The 19,028-nt window shown below is 65.6% G+C and carries 19 protein-coding genes; 12 read left to right on the forward strand and 7 right to left on the reverse strand.

Annotation, left to right across the window (positions count from 1 at the left end; genetic code table 11):
- Positions 1–6 precede the first annotated feature (6 nt).
- The 3 genes from paaK to paaG are packed head-to-tail and all read right to left on the reverse strand — an operon-like array spanning position 7 to position 2,629.
- Positions 7–1,341, reverse strand: coding sequence for a phenylacetate--CoA ligase PaaK (paaK, locus tag LGR44_RS11960; RefSeq protein ID WP_226740717.1), 1,335 nt, complete (start codon positions 1,339–1,341; stop codon positions 7–9).
- 26 nt (positions 1,342–1,367) lie between these two features.
- Positions 1,368–1,838, reverse strand: coding sequence for a hydroxyphenylacetyl-CoA thioesterase PaaI (gene paaI / locus LGR44_RS11965; protein WP_226740719.1), 471 nt, complete (start codon positions 1,836–1,838; stop codon positions 1,368–1,370).
- Positions 1,838–2,629: a 2-(1,2-epoxy-1,2-dihydrophenyl)acetyl-CoA isomerase PaaG gene (gene paaG / locus LGR44_RS11970; protein ID WP_226740721.1), complete on the reverse strand. Its 792-nt coding sequence runs from the start codon at positions 2,627–2,629 to the stop codon at positions 1,838–1,840. The genes paaI and paaG overlap by 1 nt, the downstream gene beginning before the upstream one ends.
- A 210-nt stretch (positions 2,630–2,839) precedes the next feature.
- On the opposite strand from paaG, the gene LGR44_RS11975 reads away from it, so the two are divergent.
- From LGR44_RS11975 to LGR44_RS11995, 5 genes are all read left to right on the forward strand, one after another.
- Positions 2,840–4,006: an ABC transporter substrate-binding protein gene (locus tag LGR44_RS11975; protein ID WP_226740724.1), complete on the forward strand. Its 1,167-nt coding sequence runs from the start codon at positions 2,840–2,842 to the stop codon at positions 4,004–4,006.
- Between the two features lie 118 nt (positions 4,007–4,124).
- On the forward strand, positions 4,125–4,997 hold the full coding sequence (locus tag LGR44_RS11980) for a branched-chain amino acid ABC transporter permease (protein WP_226740728.1): 873 nt from the start codon (positions 4,125–4,127) through the stop codon (positions 4,995–4,997).
- A 2-nt stretch (positions 4,998–4,999) separates the two neighbouring features.
- The gene (locus LGR44_RS11985; RefSeq protein ID WP_226740731.1) at positions 5,000–5,947 is read left to right on the forward strand and encodes a branched-chain amino acid ABC transporter permease; all 948 of its coding nucleotides are present in this window, start codon (positions 5,000–5,002) and stop codon (positions 5,945–5,947) included.
- The gene (locus tag LGR44_RS11990; RefSeq protein ID WP_226740734.1) at positions 5,944–6,726 is read left to right on the forward strand and encodes an ABC transporter ATP-binding protein; all 783 of its coding nucleotides are present in this window, start codon (positions 5,944–5,946) and stop codon (positions 6,724–6,726) included. Before LGR44_RS11985 ends, LGR44_RS11990 begins: the two co-directional genes overlap by 4 nt.
- Positions 6,719–7,423 (forward strand): ABC transporter ATP-binding protein, encoded by a 705-nt coding sequence (locus LGR44_RS11995; RefSeq protein ID WP_226740738.1) that lies wholly within the window; start codon positions 6,719–6,721, stop codon positions 7,421–7,423. Before LGR44_RS11990 ends, LGR44_RS11995 begins: the two co-directional genes overlap by 8 nt.
- Before the next feature lie 42 nt (positions 7,424–7,465).
- On the opposite strand, the gene LGR44_RS12000 is transcribed toward LGR44_RS11995, so the two are convergent.
- Genes LGR44_RS12000 through LGR44_RS12010 form a run of 3 tightly spaced genes read right to left on the reverse strand, consistent with a single transcriptional unit; the run spans position 7,466 to position 10,275 of the window.
- A complete protein-coding gene (locus LGR44_RS12000; RefSeq protein ID WP_226740740.1) occupies positions 7,466–7,684 on the reverse strand; it encodes a DUF2783 domain-containing protein in 219 nt (72 codons plus the stop codon).
- The gene (locus LGR44_RS12005) at positions 7,681–9,285 is read right to left on the reverse strand and encodes an FAD-dependent oxidoreductase (RefSeq protein WP_226740743.1); all 1,605 of its coding nucleotides are present in this window, start codon (positions 9,283–9,285) and stop codon (positions 7,681–7,683) included. The genes LGR44_RS12000 and LGR44_RS12005 overlap by 4 nt, the downstream gene beginning before the upstream one ends.
- Positions 9,286–9,318: 33 nt before the next feature.
- Positions 9,319–10,275 carry an MBL fold metallo-hydrolase gene (locus LGR44_RS12010; protein ID WP_226740745.1) on the reverse strand — a complete coding sequence of 319 codons (957 nt, stop codon included), beginning with the start codon at positions 10,273–10,275 and terminating at the stop codon, positions 9,319–9,321.
- Positions 10,276–10,682: 407 nt separating this feature from the next.
- Between LGR44_RS12010 and LGR44_RS12015 the strand changes: the two genes are divergently transcribed.
- The gene (locus LGR44_RS12015; RefSeq protein WP_404809920.1) at positions 10,683–11,717 is read left to right on the forward strand and encodes an SDR family oxidoreductase; all 1,035 of its coding nucleotides are present in this window, start codon (positions 10,683–10,685) and stop codon (positions 11,715–11,717) included.
- Positions 11,718–12,063: 346 nt separating this feature from the next.
- Complete coding sequence (locus tag LGR44_RS12020) at positions 12,064–14,577, forward strand: cation:proton antiporter (RefSeq protein WP_226740749.1); 2,514 nt, start codon at positions 12,064–12,066, stop codon at positions 14,575–14,577.
- Positions 14,578–14,948: 371 nt separating this feature from the next.
- Here the strand turns inward: LGR44_RS12020 and LGR44_RS12025 are convergent, their stop codons facing one another.
- Positions 14,949–15,191: a hypothetical protein gene (locus LGR44_RS12025; protein ID WP_226740751.1), complete on the reverse strand. Its 243-nt coding sequence runs from the start codon at positions 15,189–15,191 to the stop codon at positions 14,949–14,951.
- Between the two features lie 266 nt (positions 15,192–15,457).
- Here LGR44_RS12025 and LGR44_RS12030 point away from each other — a divergent pair, with 266 nt between their 5' ends.
- The 5 genes from LGR44_RS12030 to LGR44_RS12050 all read left to right on the forward strand — a co-directional run bounded on the left by LGR44_RS12030 (position 15,458) and on the right by LGR44_RS12050 (position 19,025).
- Positions 15,458–15,685 carry a hypothetical protein gene (locus LGR44_RS12030; protein WP_226740753.1) on the forward strand — a complete coding sequence of 76 codons (228 nt, stop codon included), beginning with the start codon at positions 15,458–15,460 and terminating at the stop codon, positions 15,683–15,685.
- Between the two features lie 122 nt (positions 15,686–15,807).
- Positions 15,808–17,286: a protein adenylyltransferase SelO gene (locus LGR44_RS12035; RefSeq protein WP_226740755.1), complete on the forward strand. Its 1,479-nt coding sequence runs from the start codon at positions 15,808–15,810 to the stop codon at positions 17,284–17,286.
- Between the two features lie 130 nt (positions 17,287–17,416).
- Positions 17,417–17,629, forward strand: a complete 213-nt coding sequence (locus tag LGR44_RS12040; protein ID WP_226740757.1) for an LPXTG cell wall anchor domain-containing protein — start codon at positions 17,417–17,419, stop codon at positions 17,627–17,629.
- 87 nt (positions 17,630–17,716) lie between these two features.
- A complete protein-coding gene (locus LGR44_RS12045) occupies positions 17,717–18,523 on the forward strand; it encodes an SGNH/GDSL hydrolase family protein (RefSeq protein ID WP_226740760.1) in 807 nt (268 codons plus the stop codon).
- A 154-nt stretch (positions 18,524–18,677) separates the two neighbouring features.
- Positions 18,678–19,025: a DUF2934 domain-containing protein gene (locus tag LGR44_RS12050; protein WP_226740764.1), complete on the forward strand. Its 348-nt coding sequence runs from the start codon at positions 18,678–18,680 to the stop codon at positions 19,023–19,025.
- Positions 19,026–19,028: the final 3 nt, after the last annotated feature.

Genomic DNA, 19,028 nt, shown 5'->3' on the forward strand with positions numbered 1-19,028 from the left:
GATCTTCTATTCTTTCGGTCTGCGGTCGATAACACGTCTCGCCTTGCCGAGCGAGCGCTCGATACCTTCGGGATCCAGCACATTGATCCGGGCCGTAATCCCGATCGTGTCCTTGATCGCCTGGCCGAGCCGGTCCGCAGCAGCCTTGCGGGTCTCTTCGTAATCCGCCTCGGGACGGATCTCCGCCCGGATCTCCATCTGGTCCATCCGTCCCTCGCGGGTCAGCACGATCTGGTAATGGCCGGACAGGGCCGGGATGGTCAGGAGCTTTTCCTCGATCTGGCTGGGGAAGACGTTCACGCCGCGAATGATCATCATATCGTCGGTGCGGCCCGTGACTTTCTCCATGCGGCGCATGGCTCGCGAGGTGCCGGGCATGAGGCGCGTCAGATCGCGGGTGCGGTAGCGGATGACCGGCATGGCCTCCTTGGTGAGGGAGGTGAAGACAAGCTCGCCCTCTTCACCGTCGGGAAGGACCTCTCCGGTGTGGGGGTCGATCACCTCGGGATAGAAGTGATCCTCCCAGATGTGCAGGCCGTCCTTGCTCTCGACGCACTCGCAGGCAACGCCCGGCCCCATGACCTCCGAGAGGCCGTAGATGTCCACGGCATGGATGTCGAACGCCTCCTCGATCTCCGTCCGCATGGCGTTCGTCCAGGGCTCCGCACCGAAAATGCCGATCTTGAGCGAGGATTTGCGCGGGTCGAGGCCCTGCTTCCGGAACTCGTCCAGGATGGCCAGCATGTAGGACGGCGTGACCATGATCACGTCGGGCTGAAAATCCTGGATGAGCTGGACCTGGCGCTCCGTCATGCCTCCGGACATGGGAATGACCATGCAGCCGAGACGCTCGGCGCCGTAATGCGCACCCAGGCCGCCGGTGAAGAGCCCGTAGCCGTAGGCGACGTGGACCTTCATGCCCGGGCGTCCGCCGCTCGCGCGGATGGAGCGGGCGACGACGTCGGCCCAGGTGTCGATATCGCGCTTGGTGTAGCCGACAACCGTCGGCTTGCCGGTCGTTCCGGAGGAGCCGTGGACGCGGGCGATCTGGTTCTGAGGCACGGCGAACATGCCGAACGGGTAATTGTCCCGCAGGTCGGCCTTGGTGGTGAACGGGAATTTCGCGAGGTCGCTCAGATCCTTGAAATCGTCCGGATGAACGCCTGCCGCATCGAATTTGGCCTTGTAGTGCGGCACGTTCTCGTAGGCATGGCGCAGGGACCACGCGAGGCGCTCGCGCTGCCATGCAGCGAGCTCGTCGCGCGATCCCAGCTCGAAACGGTCGAGTTCGGTCGGCTGGGGCTTGAGTTCGGAAAGCTTACGAAGCGGAATCTGAAGCAAGGGAACCTCCCATTCTCGATTTTTATCTATTGGCTATCGGCGGCATCGGTCGCGAGCAGCGTGCCGGCGATGGTTCGGGAATGTCCGCGGAATTCCGCGACCGTCCCGCCCTGGCCGTCGCGGACCGTCACGTCATAGATGCCGGAGCGGCCGGTGCGGGTGCGCTCCACCGCATGTGCCGTAAGCTTGTCGCCGCGGCGGCCGGGCTGCAGGAAGGTGACGGCGCAGTGCTGGGCCACGGTGCGCTGGTTGTAGGTGTTGCAGGCGAAGGCGAAGGCCGAATCCGCGAGGGTGAAGATGAAGCCTCCGTGGCAGATGCCGTGTCCATTGGTCATGTCGGGGCGGATCGTCATCGAGACCACCGCCTCGCCCGGCGCGACCCGCTCGACCACCATGCCGAGGCCCTGGCTCGCCTGGTCGTCCGCCCACATGGCGTCGGCACAGGCTTGTGCGAGCTCGTGCGGGGCGTTTCCGGAAAGCGTCCGTTGCGCGTCCATCACGCTCTCCCGGTGAATTTGGGCTGTCGCTTCTCAAAGAAGGCGGTGACGCCTTCGAGATAGTCCGGTGTGCGCCCTGCCTGTCCTTGGAAGTCGCGCTCGAGATCCAGCTGTTCGTCCAGGTCGTTCGTCTCGGAGGCGTCGAGTGCCTGCTTGATCAGGCCAAGTCCGACGGTCGGCTGTGTTGCGAAGTGGGCGGCAAGGCGGTGCGCTTCGTCCATTAGGCCGCCGTCATCGACGGCTTTCCAGATCATGCCCCAGGCCTCCGCCTGTTCGGCCGGAACGGGCTCGGCGAGAAGGGCGAGGGCGCGTGCGCGCGCCGGTCCGATGAGCCGCGGCAGGAACCAGGTGCCGCCCGAGTCCGGGACGAGCCCGAGCTTTGCGAAAGCTTGGATGAACTTGGCGGAGCGTGCTGCCAGAACGATGTCGCAGGCGAAGGCGATGTTCGCGCCGGCGCCGGCCGCGACGCCGTTCACGGCGCAGACCACCGGCATCTGCAGATCGCGCAGCTTGCGAACGAGAGGGTTGTAGAGCCGTTCGAGGGTGGAGGAGAGATCCGGCACCTGGCCGGGGCTGAAGACCCGATCCGAAAGATCCTGCCCGGCGCAGAAACCGCGTCCGGCGCCGGTGAGGACGAGGGCCCGGCAATCCTTGTCCGCCTCCGCATCGAGGAGCGCGGTCATCAGTGCCGCGTGCATGGCCTCGTTGAAGGAGTTGAGACGGTCAGGTCGGTTGAGGGTGATGACGCGATATCCCTCTCGCCTGTCCGTGAGGATCGGATCGTTATCCAACGTGGCCCTCCCGATTTTCGATTGCGAGCAGCCGCTCGTGGTGCCTCTTTACTATTGACCAACCGTCCGGTCAATTATATTGATGGGAGGAACAGCGTCAATCAGCGCTCGGGCCTAAGCTCAGGTCGCAGCGGTCGGCAGATCTTCAGTGGCCTGGCCCGCTGTGCAATAACAAGAAAAACACTCGCCAATTCAATCAGGAGGAAACAGATGAAGTCACCGTCCACCCTCAAATTCGTACTGGCCGCCAGCGCGCTCGGCTTCTCCTTCGCCGGCGCCGCGCAGGCCCAGGAAACGATCAAGATCGGCTCCGTTCTCTCCGCCACGGGACCGGCCTCGTTCCTCGGCGAGCCTGAAGACAAGACGCTCCGGCTCTACGTGGACAAGATCAACGAGGCCGGCGGCATCAACGGCAAGAAGATCGAGCTCGTGGTCTACGACGATGGCGGCGACGCCAACAAGGCGCGCACCTTCGCGACGCGCCTCGTCGAGGACGACGAGGTGGTTGCGATGGTGGGAGGCACCACCACCGGAACGACCATGGCGATGATCCCGGTCTTCCAGGATGCGGAGGTGCCGTTCATCTCCCTGGCGGGCGCCATCGAAGTCGTCGATCCCGTGCGCGAATACGTGTTCAAGACCCCCCACACCGACAAGATGGCCTGCGAGAAGATCTTCGAGGATCTGAAGAAGCGCAACCTCACCAAGATCGGTATGATTTCCGGCACGGACGGGTTCGGCGCTTCCATGCGGGCGCAGTGCATCAAGGTCGCGCCCAATTACGGCATGGAGATCGCCATCGACGAGAGCTACGGCCCGCGCGACAGCGACATGACGGCCCAGCTCACCAAGATCAAGAACACGCCGGGCGTGCAGGCGGTCGTGAATCCGGGCTTCGGACAGGGCCCGGCCATCGTGACCCGCAACTATGCCCAGCTCGGCATGACCGGAACGCCGCTCTACCAGAGCCACGGCGTCGCCTCGAAGAGCTTCATCGAGCTTGCCGGCCCCGCTGCCGAGGGCGTTCGCCTTCCTGCCGCTGCACTTCTGGTCGGCGACAAGCTGCCGGAGAACGATCCGCAGAAGAAGGTCGTCACGGACTACAAGCAGACTTACGAGAGCGCCACCAAGCAGCCGGTCTCGACCTTCGGCGGCCATGCCTATGACGGCCTCTTCATCCTCGTGGAAGCCATGAAGCGCGCGAACTCCACGGATCCCCAGAAGATCCGCGACGAGATCGAGAAGACCAAGGGCTTCGTCGGTACGGGCGGTATCGTGACCATGTCGCCGACGGACCATCTCGGCCTCGACCTCTCCGCCTTCCGCATGCTCGAGATCAAGAACGGCGACTGGAACCTGGCGCAGTCGGGAAGCTGATCCCTCGCCTCGATGCCTCCGGACCGTCACGGGTCCGGAGGCATCGCTCCCGTCTCATCACGATGGCAGGCTGCCTCCCGGCAGCCGGCTTCGCAACCAGGGGCCGCGAGACCGCGCAATGGCCGAGTTTCTTCAGTTCCTCATCTCCGGACTGACGGTAGGAGCCGTCTATGCGCTCGTCGCGCTCGGCTTCACCTTGATCTACAACGCATCGGGAGTGGTGAACTTCGCCCAGGGCGAATTCGTCATGCTCGGCGGCATGGTGACGGTCTTCACGTTCGCCGCCGGAGTTCCGCTGCCGCTGGCGGCGCTTTTCGCCATCGTCGTCTCAATCGTCGTCGGGCTGCTGCTCCATCGCCTCGCCATCGAGCCTGCCCGCGGCGCCTCGGCCGTGACGCTGATCATCATCACCATCGGAGCCTCGATCCTGCTGCGGGGCGTCGCGCAAATCGTCTTCGACAAGCAGTTCCACAAGCTTCCCGCCTTCACGGGAGATGCGCCGGTCGACATCATGGGCGCGGCCGTTCAGCCCCAGAGTTTCTGGGTTCTGGGCGGGGCAGGCGTCGTCGTTCTGGGCCTCTACGTCTTCCTTGAGCACACGGTTCTGGGCAAGGCGGTGCTGGCGACTGCCGCGAACCGGCTGGCCGCGCGCCTTGTCGGCATCAACACGACGACCATCATGGCGCTTGCCTTCGGCGGGTCGGCCGCCATTGGTGCCGTCGCCGGCATCCTCGTGACGCCGATCACTCTGACCAGCTACGACGTCGGGACGCTCCTCGCATTGAAGGGCTTCGCGGCGGCGATGCTGGGCGGCATGGGCAATCCGCTCGGCGCCGTCGTCGGCGGTCTTCTGCTCGGTCTTCTGGAGGCCTTCGGCGCCGGATATCTCAGCTCGACCTACAAGGACGCCTTTGCGTTCCTGGTCATTCTCATCGTGCTGTTCGCCGCCCCGCAGGGGCTGTTCGGACGGCGTGTCGTCGAGAGGGTCTGAGAATGCGTGCTTTTGCAAACCATCGTTTCCTGACCCTCGCGATCCTGGCGGCGGTGATTGCCGTTCTCCCGCTGGTCTTCCCGTCCAGCTACTATTTCCGCGTGGCCTCCCTCGTTTGGGTATCGGCACTCGCGGCCATCGGCCTCAACATTCTGATGGGGCAGGCGGGTCAGGTGAGTCTCGGCCATGCGGCCTTCTTCGGCATCGGGGCCTATGCGGTCGGCATCGGGCCGGCGCATCTGGGCATTCCATCATGGGCTGCCCTTCTCCTCGGCGCGGCGCTCTCCGCCGTTCTCGCCTATCTGGTCGGGCGGCCGATCCTGCGCTTGAAGGGGCATTATCTTGCCATCGCCACGCTCGGCCTCGGCGTGCTCGTGGCGCTCGTCATCTCGACGGAGAGCGGCTGGACCGGCGGCCCCGACGGTATGCCGGTTGCGAGACTGACCCTGTTCGGCTGGCGCGTGAGCGGATCCGACACCTGGTACTGGGTGACGGGCGGCCTCCTGCTCGTCGGAACCTGGATCGCGCTGAATCTCGACGAGACTCCGACGGGAAGGGCCTTCCGCGCCCTGCACGACAGCGAGGTCGCGGCGCAGGTGGTCGGGGTCGATATCGCCCGCTTCAAGTTGCAGGCCTTCGTCATCGCGGCCGTCTATGCCTCTCTGGCCGGTTCGGCGCTCGCCTTCATGAACGGCTTCATTACCCCTGATCAGGCGGGCTTCCTGCACTCGGTGGAACTCGTCACCATCGTGGTGCTCGGCGGGCTCGGCTCCGTGGTCGGCAGCATCGTCGGAGCGGCTGTCCTGGTGACGCTCCCTCAGGCCCTGACCGTGTTCCATGAATACGAGCATCTCCTGCTCGGTCTCATCATCATCGTGTCGATGATCTTCATGCGCAACGGCATCGTGCCGAGCCTCTCGGCCCTGTTTTTCCAGAGGGCGCGCTCATGACAATCCTGACGGCAACGGATGTCGGCATCTCGTTCGGCGGCGTGAAGGCGGTCGACGGGGTCAGCTTCTCGGTCAGCCCCGGCCAGATCCTCTCGATCATCGGGCCGAACGGCGCGGGGAAAACCACGCTCTTCAACGTCGTTTCGGGCGTCTACGCCGCCGGTCGCGGCAAGATCCATCTGTCCGGCGAGGACGTGACCGGTCTGCCTCCTCACGAGCTCGCGGCGCGCGGCCTCTCCCGCACCTTCCAGAATCTCCAGATCTTCCAGCGGATGACGGCCTGTGAGAATGTGATGGTCGGCCGTCACCTTCGCGAGAAGTGCAGTCTGCTGCCGGCTCTGTTCAGGACCCCTGCGGTGACGCGCCAGAACCGGGAAACCAGAGCCGCGGCGCTCGATCTCCTGGCCTATGTAGGCCTGAAGGATTCCGCCGATGTGCTTGCGGGCTCGCTCCCCTATGGCGCCTGCAAGCGCCTGGAGATCGCCCGCGCCCTTGCCGCCGAGCCGAAGGTGCTCCTGCTCGACGAGCCGGCGGCGGGATGCAACGCCGTCGAAACCGAGGAGATCGACCATCTCATCCGTCAGGTTGCGGATCGCGGCGTCGCGGTCGTTCTCGTCGAGCACGACATGAAGCTCGTCATGAAGATCTCGGACCGGATCCTCGTTCTCGAGCGCGGTCGCCCGTTGGCCGAGGGCACCCCGCGGGAGGTGCGGGACAATCCGAAGGTCCTGGAGGCTTATCTCGGACATCACGGAGCACGGGAGGCTGCCCGTGCTTGAGGTCAAGGGATTGCGAAGCGCCTATGGGCGGATCGAGGTGCTCAAGAGCGTCGATCTGGAGGTTCGCGCCGGTGAGGTCGTGGCCCTGGTCGGCTCCAACGGCGCAGGGAAGACGACGCTGCTGCGGTCCCTTTCGGGGGTCCAGCCGATTACCGGCGGCGAGATCCGCTTCAACGGCGAGCGCATCGACCGCTTGTCTCCGCACCAGAGGGTGGAGCGCGGCATCACCCAATCTCCCGAGGGGCGGCAGGTGTTCGGACCGCTCACGGTCGAAGACAACCTGCGGCTCGGCGCCTATCGACGCCGCGATAAGGAGATCGATCAGGATCGGGACCGCATCTATGCCATGTTCCCCATCCTGGCCGAGAAAAGGCACCTGCTCGCCGGAGGATTGTCCGGCGGCCAGCAGCAGATGCTGGCGATCGGCCGCGCCCTTATGGGGCGCCCGAAGCTTCTGCTTCTCGATGAGCCCTCGCTCGGGCTGTCGCCGCTACTGGTCGACCAGATCCTGGACGCCATCGTGTCGCTGAGGCGCGACGGCATCACGGTGCTGCTCGTCGAGCAGAATGCGAGCGCCGCTCTCGGCATCGCCGACCGCGGCTACGTGCTGGAGACCGGAAAGGTCGCGCACAGCGGTGCAGGTTCGGCGCTCCTGGCCGATCCTCAGGTCAAGGCCGCCTATCTCGGCATCGAATAGCCGAGATCCGGCTCCAGCACGATAGAGCGCGTAGGGCGCTGTTCAGCCGGACACCGCCTCCGGCTGCGCCATGCTCTGCTTGGCCAGGGCGATTGCCTCCTGGAGGACGGCCTGATCGCCGATATGGTTGGCGAGGATCAGCACCAGATGGCTGTTGAGGGCTGCGCTCTCTTCGTCCGACAACCCGCGATGCGCTTCGATGAGAGCCCGGTAGGCCCGGTCCGGGTCGGGGAAGCGGCTCTCGGTCAGAAGTGCGGTCATGCGTGTCCTTCCTCTCGACCATGCAGGCGGCGCGAAGCGCTCTCGATTGCCGAGGCATGCGGGTGCCGCCAGCGTGCGGCCAGGTGCTGATCCGGCCGAACGAGATAGGTGCTGCCGGGGCGTGAATCGAAGCGCTGTGCGAAGAGGCCATTCTCGTCGATGAGGTCCTCTCCGACGACGAGGGTGCGAGGGCCCGGCGGCGGCGGAGCGCCGTTCGGCACATGAAGCACGGTTTCTCGGTCGCCGAGCGCCTCCAGCAGCCACACCTGCCTGCCGTGGCGATCCCGCATGGGCGCATCGGGAAGGGGGGCTCCGAGACGAGCCGATCCGGCCCAGACGTCCTGGTCTGGGGTCGAGAGCGGAGACTCGTAGGTCGATGGCATTGATAGCCTGCCGGAGTTCACCATCCTTTTCGCAAAGGGCGTGTGGCGCGCCAGTGCAAGTGCCGCATTGCGGAAGCGCAACTCCTGAGCGGAGCGGGGCGCGATGAAGTCGGTCGAGCGGGTCGAGTGGCCGATATTCTCGTCGGCGGCGGCGGAGCGTTCGAGATCGTAGGTGTCGATCAGCCGCTCCGGAGCCTCGCCCTTGAGGACGAGCGCGAGTTTCCAGGCGAGGTTCTCCGCATCCTGAATGCCGGAATTCGCGCCCCGTGCGCCGAAGGGCGATACCTGGTGGGCAGAATCCCCGGCAAAGACGACGCGCCCGTGCACGAAGCGTTCGAGGCGGCGGCACTGGAACGTGTAGACCGAAACCCATTCCAGCGAGAAATCGTCATGTCCCAGCATCTGCCGCAGCCGCGGCAGGACGCGCTCCGGGCTCTGCTCGGCTTTGGCATCCGCATCGGGACCGAGCTGGAGATCGATGCGCCACACGTCGTCCGGCTGCTTGTGGAGGAGGGCCGAGCGGCCCTCGTGAAAGGGCGGATCGAACCAGAACCATCGCTCGGTCGGGAAATCGCCCTGCATCTTCACGTCGGCGATGAGGAAACGGTCCTCGAACACCTCGCCCTGGAATGCGAGGCCGAGTATTCCGCGCAGACCCGAGCGCGCCCCGTCGGCCGCCACCACCCAGTCCGCGTCGAGATCGTACGGTCCTTCGGGTGTTTCGATGGAGAGCGTCACCCCGTCGTTACGGCGCGTGAGGCCGCTGACCTTGTTGCGCCAGCGCAGTTCGAGGTTCGGCAGCTCAGCGGCTCGCTCCACCAGCGCGTGCTCGAGATAATACTGCTGGAGATTGATGAAGGCGGGCATCTTGTGCCCGTCCTCGGGCAGCAGATCGAAGGCGTAGAGCAGGTCATGGCGCTGGAACACCTTGCCGACCTTCCACGTCACTCCCTTGGCGAGGCAGGCCTGCGCGACCCCGAGGCGGTCGAGAATTTCCAGGGTTCGCTTGGCATAGCAGATGCCGCGCGAGCCTTCGCCGATCCGGTCCGCATCGTCGAGCAGCGCCACGGGCACGCCGCGCTGCGCCAAATCGATGGCGGTGCACAGACCGACGGGCCCGGCCCCGACCACGACGACAGGGTGATGGGCCGGGGAGGGGCGGTCCTGGTCCGGACAGCGGCGATAGCCGAATTGATAGAGGGCTTTGCGGGTATTCATGGCGTCTCCCTTCCCCTCGCGCTCGATGGCCGCCTATCCCTGGAGCGATGCCCACATTTCGCGATCCCGCTCCGCCGTCCAGATCACCGGATGGTCGATGCCGGACGCTTCGTCGAAGGCGCGGGAGACGTTGAAGGGAAGGCAGTGTTCGTAGATGGCGAAATCGCCGAATTTCGGGTCCATGACCTCGCGCGTCGCCGCGAATGTCTGCTTCAGGTTGCGCCCGCGCGCCACGGACAGTTCGGCTGCTCCGTAAAGCGTCGTCACGAAGTCGCGTGTCATCGCCAGGGCTTCGCGCACCATCTGCTCCCCCTGGAGAGCGTCCCCTCGTCCGGGCACGATGGCCTTGGGCTGGAAGTCGCGAATTTCCTCCAGGGTGCCGGGCCATTCCCGCAGGTGGGCATCACCGCAATAGCAGGCGGAGTGGTATTCCACGAGATCTCCCGAGAACATCACCTCCGCATCGGGAACCCAGGCGACGATGTCGCCCGCCGTGTGGCCGGCCCCGAGGTGGAAGAGTTTGACCTCGCGCTTGCCGAGAAAGACGGACATGCCGCTCTCGAAGGTCATGGTCGGCCAGGTCAGCCCTTCGGGAATCGTGTCCTCGCCGCGAAACAGGCGCGGGAAACGGCAGATCTCGGAGGCCTTGTCCTGCTCGCCCCGCTCCACGATGAGGTCGTAGGTCGCGTTCGAGGCGATGATTCCCTGCGCATTGTAGGCGGAGGCGCCCAGCACGCGCACGGCGTGATAGTGGGAGAGCACCACGTACTTGATCGGCTTGTCGGTCACCTTGCGCACGCGTGCGATCACGTCCTCCGCCATCGCCGGGGTCGCCTGCGCGTCGATCACCATGCAACCGTCATCGCCGACGATGATGCCGGAATTCGGGTCTCCCTCCGCCGTGTAGGCGTAGAGATCCGGACCTATCTCGGTAAAGGAGACGGTCTTGTCGGCAGTGTCGGCGGTGGAGGCGAAGGCCTTCTCAGCCATGGCATTTCTCCGTGGTGCGACGGGTGGCTGTCGTCTCCTCTCCGGTGCCGGAAGGCGGCGCCGGAGCCGACAGGTTCAGGGCGAGCGGGTCTGCGAACATGACAGGTCGTCCGCAAGTCGGCCTTGCGTAACGTTCTCTGAATATTGGTTGCATTAGCAACGGTTGTCAACGACCGCAAACAGCCTCGTCTCTCAGCTGTAGCGGCGGTCTCGGTCAATATTCGTCCGTCGCCGCAGGAACGATGGCAGTCGCGAAGAGTTACGGCTCGAGTGCGAGGCCGAGACGCCGCCCGGCGCCCTCCATTTCATCCTTGAGGCTCTCGCCGTGTGATCGAGCCGAACGGAAGGTCGATCACGAGTTCGAAATCCGGTCGATTTTCAGTCGGCAATCATTCCGAGAGGATAGAATCATGGACCCGAAGAATCCCACTGCGCCCCCGACACGCCGCCACATCGTGAACGGGTTGGGGACAGGACTGGTTGCTGCGCCTGCGCTGTTGGGCGTGGCGCAGGCACAGCAGGGGAATCCGCAGGGCTCCTCGGGTCAGGCCACAAGCCCGCCGCTGCTCCAGAACCCCACCGACAAGTATCCCAAGCCGCCTTTCCCGCCCCAGCAGCAGGACTGGCCCGGCCTGACCTCGAGAATGGAGCCGAGGCCCGATCACGGCGAGACGAGCTATCGTGGATCCGGCCGGCTCACCGGTCGCAGGGCGCTGGTGACGGGCGGGGATTCCGGCATCGGCAGGGCCGCGGTCATCGCCTTCGCCCGCGAGGGGGCCGACGTCGCAATCAACTATCTCCCGGAGGAGGAGCCGGATGCCCGGGAGGTGATCGCACTGATCGAGGCGGAGGGCCGCAAGGCCGTTGCCATTCCCGGCGACATCACTGACGAGGAGTTCTGTCGGCGTCTCGTCTCCGATGCCGTGCAGCAACTCGGCGGCCTCGACATCCTCGTCAACAACGCCGCGCGGCAGACCGCGCAGCCCTCGATCGAGGACATCACGACCGAGCAGTTCGACGCGACGATGAAGACGAACCTCTACGCGATGTTCTGGATCACGAAGGCCGCGCTGCCGCACCTGCCCCCGGGTGCGACCATCATCAACACGGCATCGGTGGTGGCTTACAACCCACCGGAGTCGATTCTCGACTATTCCTGCACGAAGGCCGGAATCGTGGCCTTCACCAAGTCGCTGGCAAAGCAGCTCGCGAGTCGCGGGATCCGGGTGAATGCGGTCGCGCCCGGCCCATACTGGACGCCCCTGCAGCCGAGCGGCGGACAACTGCCCGATGCGCTCCCTACCTTCGGCGCCGATTCCCCTCTCGGACGTCCAGGGCAGCCTGCCGAGATCGCCTCCACCTACGTTCTCCTGGCGGCGCCGGACTCGAGCTACACCACGGGCAGCGTCCTCGGCAGCACAGGCGGCAATGTCGGGCCGTGAGGTCCCGCAGCCGATAGGCCCGCTCCGACAGGGGCCTTCCAAGCGGCGGCCTAGTGCCGCCGCTTGATTGCCGCGCCGGGCGTCTGTCCGGCAACCGGTGACGACGCACGGGCGGATGGACGAGCCGTCATGCCTTCCCCGTGGGCGCTCCTCGCCATCCCGTTACCTCCGCCTCGGCCGAAGAAGAATTCAAGGCTGCCTTGCGGCCTGCCTCGCCGGGTAAACCGCGCGGAGTGCGCCGACACACGCCCGGTGCCTCGATCCGGCAGCTGTCTATGGACGGCGCCGGACGGGGTCCGCTAAAACACACATATCTCTGCCCGAACCTCTTGGAGCGCGACCCGCCGTGGAATTGCCAATCATCCTGTCGGTGCTCGCTGTCCTTCTGGTGGTAATCAGTCTGGCCCAGCCCCTGGCAGGCATCGTCCGGCTGCCCTTCAGCGTTCTCCTGGCGGTGATCGGCATCGTGATCGGCACGGGCGCCACCTTCCTCTGGTATACGGAGCTCACCGACGCCTTCAACGAAGTCGCCCGCGCGGTCCTCGACTTTCCGGTCGGCTCGACGGTCTTCCTCTATGTCTTCCTGCCGACCCTGCTGTTCCAGACGGCATTGACGCTCGATGTGAGGCGCATGGCCCCCGACTGGGTTCCGATCCTCGTCCTGGCCGTGTTCGCGGTGCTCATCGCGACCGTCATCATCGGTCTCGCCCTGGTGCCGTTCGCCGAGCAGCCGCTTATCGTCTGTCTCCTGCTGGGGGCCATCGTCGCGACCACCGATCCGATTGCGGTCGTCGGCATCTTTCGCGACATCGGAGCTCCCGCTCGGCTCGGGCGGCTCGTCGAGGGCGAGAGCCTCCTCAACGACGCGGCGGCCATCACCCTCTTCAGCGTCTTCCTGGCGGTGCTGGTGGCCGCGCAGCCGCTGAGCCTCGTCGAAGCGAGCCTCAGCTTCGCCCAAACCCTCTTCGGCGGAGCGTTCGTCGGCTATGTCGGGGCCCGCGCCGCGGCGTGGCTCATCGGCTCGATCCCGGACCACCGCCCCGCCAAGGTGTCGATCAGCTTCGCGCTGCCCTATCTCGTCTACATCGTCTCGGAGCAGGTTCTCGGCGTCTCCGGCGTCATCGGCGTCGTGATCGCGGGCATGACCCTCAACCTGCTCGGCCCGGCACGGGCCTCTCCGGACGGATGGAGCTACCTCACCGGCATTTGGGAGCAGGTCGCCTTCTGGGCCAGTTCTCTGGTGTTCGTGCTCGCGGCCATCCTGGTGCCGAGGCTCCTTGCGGATCCCACCTGGCTCGATCTGGCTCTCATTCTCGTGGTGGCCGCCGCGGCGTTGCTGGCGCGCGTCGTGGTGCTGTTCGGAATCCTGCCGCTCCTGACGGCCATCCGCCTGTCGCCGCCCGTCAGTCCGCCCTACCGCCTCGTGATCCTCTGGGGCGGCCTCAGGGGCGCCGTCACCCTGGCGCTCGCGCTTGCGGTAACGGAGAACTATGCCCTGACGGGGGAGGTGAAGCGGTTCGTGGCCATTCTGGCGACAGGCTTCGTGCTGTTCACTTTGCTCGTTCAGGGCACCACGATGCGCTGGCTCATCCAGTGGCTCGGACTCGACCGGCTGTCGCCCCAGGACCTGGCGTTGCGCGGACAGGTTCTGGCCGTGGCGCTCGAGAACGTCCGGGAGGCGGTCGAGGACGTGGCCGAATTGTACAAGGTCGAGTCGGCGACAGCCCTTGCCGAGGCCCGCCGCTACGCCGAGAGGATCGATCAGGCTGCGGCCCAGACAGAGCAGGGGCAGGAACTTTCGGATCGCTCCCGCCTCTCCCTGGGGCTGGTGACCCTGGCCGGACGCGAGCGCGACGTGGTTCTGGAGCATTACAGGGCCCGGACGGTCTCGGCAGGGCTCGTCCAGCCGCTCCTGGCACAGAGCGAACTGCTCCTCGACCGCGCCCGGAGCGGTGGCCGAACCGAGTTCCAGCGGGCAGTGAAGCAGACGCTGGCCTTCAACTGGCGCTTCGACATCGCCCAGTTCCTGCATCGCCGGATCGGCATCAGCGGTTTTCTGGAGCGCCTCCTCGCGAGGAGGTTCGAGATGCTGTTCGCAACCCGGATCATCGTGGAGGAGCTGGTTCCGTTCGTCGACCGCAAGATCGCTCCGATCCTCGGATCGAGGGTGGGCGAGGTGCTGGGAGAGATGGTGGACAGGCGCCGGGAGGCCATCGACCGCGCCCTTGAGGCCCTTCGTCTCCAGTACCCGACCTATGCCGAGTCTCTGGAGCGTCGGCTTCTGCGCAAGACCGCGCTGAGGCAGGAGGAGCTGGAATACGACGTTCTTCTCGCCGATGGCCTTATCGGCCCGGAGCTTCACGCCAACCTCCGCCGCTCCGTGGAGGAGGAGCGTCGCAAGGCCGAGATTCAGCCCCGGCTGGATCTCGCGGTGAATGCGCGGGAGCTTGTGGCGCAGTTGCCCCTCTTTGCCGAGCTTTCCGAGGCACAGATCGGAGCGCTGGCCAGGTTGCTGCGCCCGATATTCGCCGTGCCCGGCGAGCGTCTGATCCGGCGCGGGGACCCGGGAGACGCTGTCTACTTCATCTCCTCGGGGGCTCTGGAAGTGAACGCTCCCGGCCAGAAGGTGCGGCTGGGCCGCGGCGACTTCGTCGGGGAGATTGCCTTGCTCACGGGGCTTCCGCGCCAGTCGGACGTGTATGCGATCGGCTACTGCTTCCTGCTCCGTCTGGATGTGCGCGCCTTCCAGGCCTTCCTGGCGGATCACCCGGCCATCCGCCGACAGATCGAAGAGGTTGCCGCCCAACGCGTCGAGGCAAACGCTAGCTTTGAGCGGCCTGTGAGTCTGCAGCCGTCGTAGCGGGCTGCGGCTGGCGCTCCGAATGGCCTCGGCGAGGCTGGGGCGCTGAACGAGGAACATCCTCCATCTGCGCAGGAGCTCGTCTGCGCCGGCCTGCCGACCTGTACTCTTTCCTCCGGAGCGGCCGCTGGACCCGGGTCCGGACATGCTCGTGCGCGCTCTGCGGTTGCCCGTCCAGCGCTTTCACATGCGGCAAGGGAGGCGCATCGGGATAGCGCATGGACATCAGAGAGTGAAAAACCGGCGGGAAGGAGAGGACCGCGAGTCCTCCGGGCACCATATTCCCCAGAATGAACGGGACCAGTGTCCTCTGCATCTCCGGACCTCTCCCTGGTGATTGGCAACCGGCGAGACGAGCCGGTTCCGGATCGCTACAGTCTCGGAACCGCCGGGAGCTCTTCCTCGCGCAGGTTGAGGATCTCGATCAACCGGCCGACACGGCCCGATGGGATCGACCGGCCCTCATTCAGCATCGCCTCCTCGTTCTCGACCCAGGCCTGCGCCTCGGCGATTTCGGCAGGGCTGGGATCGAGGCGCAGGATCTCCGCCACCGTTCCGTCCTCTGTCGCTCCGATGAGAGCCTCCACTTCGCGACGCGTCAGTCTTTCCGCCATGTGAGATCTCCATGGTTGCGTGGAAGTCGCCCCAAATTTGGGATCGTTTCCCCGCCTATCAAGGTCTCTGAATGGGTGATCGGACCCTTGCCCGTGCAGCCAAATCGAGCTTCGGGGCGACCATTTCCCTGCTCAGCTCGAACCGGGTGACAAGACGCCGGTTGCCTCTCTACCCTGAGCGAGCGCTCGGGACCGTCGCTCCCGCGACATGAGCTGGAGGTGCCATGCCGGGCTCCCGCGGCACGGCGCATCATGAGGAGTAGAGCTTGGACGACTATCTCGACGATCTGAGGCGGAGTCTCGAACGGGATCTGGGCCTGGTCCCTTCCGATAAGGCACAGGACCGGCCCGCTGCGAAGGATGGCGTGTCGCTGATCATTACGAAGGAGCAGCGCGCCAGACTGCACGAGCGGGGTTTCTCCGAGGGTGAGGTCCGCAACATGACGCCGGCCCAGGCCCATCGGCACCTGGGGATCACCCATACCGACGAATAAGGGGCCCGGAACGCCGGATCGGCAAGATTTCGGTGACTTCCTTCGAACCGAACCTGCGTTTGGAAGCTTGTTCTCCAAGGCAAGAGGCACGATCTCAGCATGCCTTGGATGAAAAGCTGCCCATGACAGTCCATTTCCCGTTCAACAACACCTACGCCCGGCTGCCGGATCGGTTTTACGCACGGGTGGCGCCCACGCCTGTCTCGGGACCGAAGCTTATTCGGCTGAACCGCGAGCTTGCCGTGCAGCTCGGCCTCGATCCTGACCGGCTCGCCAGTCCTGAAGGTGTGGAATTCCTGTGCGGCAGGCGCGTGCCGGAGGAGGCCGAGCCCATCGCCATGGCCTATGCCGGGCATCAGTTCGGACATTTCGTGCCGCAACTCGGCGATGGCCGCGCCATTCTCCTCGGCGAGGTGGTCGACCGGGATGGCGTCCGCCGCGATATCCAGCTCAAGGGCTCGGGACCGACTCCCTTTTCGCGCCGTGGCGATGGCCGCGCCGCGCTGGGGCCCGTGCTGCGCGAGTACCTCGTCAGCGAGGCGATGGCGGCGCTGGGAATTCCCACGACGCGTGCGCTGGCCGCGGTACTGACGGGGGATGTCGTCGCGCGCGAGATGCCGCTCCCCGGAGCGGTTCTCACCCGTGTCGCCTCGAGCCATGTCCGGGTCGGGACGTTCCAGTTCTTCGCGGCCCGCCAGGATGTGGAGGGACTGCGCCTGCTGGCGGACTACGTCATCGGCCGCCATTACCCGCAGGCCGCCGGGAGCGACCGGCCTTATCGCGCGTTCCTGGACCTGGTCATCGCCGCTCAGGCGGATCTCGTTGCGCGGTGGCTGCATGTCGGCTTCATCCACGGCGTCATGAACACCGACAACATGTCCGTTGCGGGCGAGACCATCGACTACGGTCCCTGCGCGTTCATGGATGCTTACGATCCAGCCACGGTCTTCAGCTCGATCGACCAGCAGGGCCGCTACGCCTATGGCAACCAGCCGCGCATCGCCCTGTGGAACCTGACGCGGCTGGCGGAGGCGCTTCTGCCGCTCCTGTCCGACGACGAGGAAAAGGCGGTTGCCGAGGCGAACGAGGCGCTCGGTGCGTTTCCTCGGGACTTCGAGACCGCCTACCATGCAGGGCTCAGGCGGAAGATCGGATTGGCAACAGAGCGGGAAGAGGACCCGGCGCTGGCGGGAGATCTTCTGAAAGCCATGGCCGAGAACGGGGCGGACTTTACCCTGACGTTCCGGCGGTTGAGCGATGCAGCGGCCGGCCCTGAAGGCGACGAGGCCGTCAGGAACCTCTTCATCAATCCGCTTGCCTACGATGCCTGGGCCGCGCGGTGGCGGGAGCGGCTTGCTCAGGAGCCGCAGGACGGGGCAAGCCGCCGAGCGGCGATGCGGGCCGTCAATCCGGCCTTCATTCCTCGCAACCACAAGGTCGAGGCTGTCATTCAGGCGGGCCTCGAGCACAACGATTTCGCACCTTTCGAGGAGCTGCTGGCGGTCGTTTCCAAGCCCTATGACGACCAGCCTTCCCTTGCTCGTTATGCGGAGCCGCCGGAGCCGCACGAGCGTGTCCTGCGGACATTCTGCGGGACGTGAGGCGGCTGCGAGCCGTCCGGCCGGAAGGTAATCACTCGAACCGGAGGAACGCCTCTTCGCCGGAGGCGTTCAGTCCTCTTCAGGACACGCGGCACGGACCCGAAGGTGCAGCCCCGGGGGAGACAGCTTCATGAATCAGCTTATCGCGTCGATTGCGTTCGTCTTCATGGCCGCGTCCGCTGCTCGGGCGCAAGCTCCGGCAACTCCCGGTTCGCCTCCGGCCACTGATCCTACCGAAGTCGGACAAACCGGCGGCATCACGGACTACTGGTGGATCATCCTGCTGGTGATCATCGTCATCGGCGCAATCTGGTACTTCTCGCGCCGGAACAGGCGGACTTAGGAAAGCAGGTCCTGCAAGGGTGGGCGAGGCGCATCCGGGCCAGGGCGGAAGCAGCATGAAGTCTCGATTTCCAAGGGGGGTAGCATCATGCATCGCCTTGTCTGTTCCCTCATCGTCGCCGCAGCATTCACCCTCATGAGCTCATCCGTCCATTCCCTGGCAGCCTTCGATCGGATCGTCGTCTTCGGAGACAGCCTGTCCGACAACGGCAATGCCGGACGGGCCTCGAACGGGCCGGTCTGGGTCGAGCATCTGGCCGAACGGTTCGGCCTGACCCTGAAACCGAGCCGGACGGGCGGATCCAACTATGCCGTTGGCGGGGCCCGTCTCGACCCACGGTCCGGCAACACCAGCCTGCGGGCGCAGGCCAGCGCGTACCTGCAGGCGTCCAAGGCGCGCGGGTCGACGCTTCACATCGTGTATGGCGGGGGCAACGATCTGCTGGCGACCGTCGGTCAGCCCCAGGCTCATCGGATCGTGGACGCCGCCGTCGCCTCCCTGAGGAGTATCGTGGCCGATCTGGCAGGCGAGGGCGCGACCGATATTCTCGTGCCCAATCTGCCGGCCGTCGGGATCACTCCGGCGGTGCGCGCCCATGGCAGGCAAGCCGTTGAGGCCGCGAACACGCTCGCGGCACATTTCAACAGCGCCCTGGATCGGGCCCTCTCCGAATTTGCCGGCCGGGCCGGCCTGCGTTTGCACCGCCTCGATGTGTGGCAGATGGCGGAGCAGGTGGTCAGCGATCCCGCAGCCGCAGGCTTCACCGACATTGCCGCCCCTTGCGTTCAGAACCGGCGCTGCGAAGGGCACCTGTTCTGGGATGGCATTCATCCGACAACACAGGCGCATCGGCGTCTGGCGGAGGCCGCCATCCGGGTGCTGGAGGCGCAATAGAGCGGGAAGCGCAGGAGGGCCGGGAGGCGCCTTCGCCAGCTTTTCTGCGGATGCCGGGCCGCAATCGGCCCTGCGCCTCGAAGTTCCTCTCGGGTCGATAGGAAACAAGTTTCGCGGCCAGCATTGATATTCAGACAGGCACATAGGAGCGATCATGACCCAGGAAAAAACTGGTCCGGATGCAACACCCCGCATTGGCCTCGATCTGGGCCGTCAGGTGCTCGAAGGCCCGGGTGGTGGCGGCCGGGAGGAAAACGCGGGTGCGAGCGAGGAGATGATCCGCCAGAAAGCCTATGAGATCTGGGAGAGGGAGGGCCGCACGGGCGACCCGCAGGATCATTGGTACAGGGCGGAGCGCGAGCTGAGCGATGCCGCGCAGGAGCGCACGGCGGCAACCGTCGAGGATGCGCCTCCCGTGGCCGCCGTGAGCGCGAAGGAGGCGGTCAGCGATCAGCCCGCCGAAGAGGCCACGAAGCGGAAGAGGACCCAGAGGAAGGGCTGAGCC

The sequence above is a fragment of the Microvirga lenta genome (assembly GCF_020532555.1).
Classification (GTDB): domain Bacteria; phylum Pseudomonadota; class Alphaproteobacteria; order Rhizobiales; family Beijerinckiaceae; genus Microvirga; species Microvirga lenta.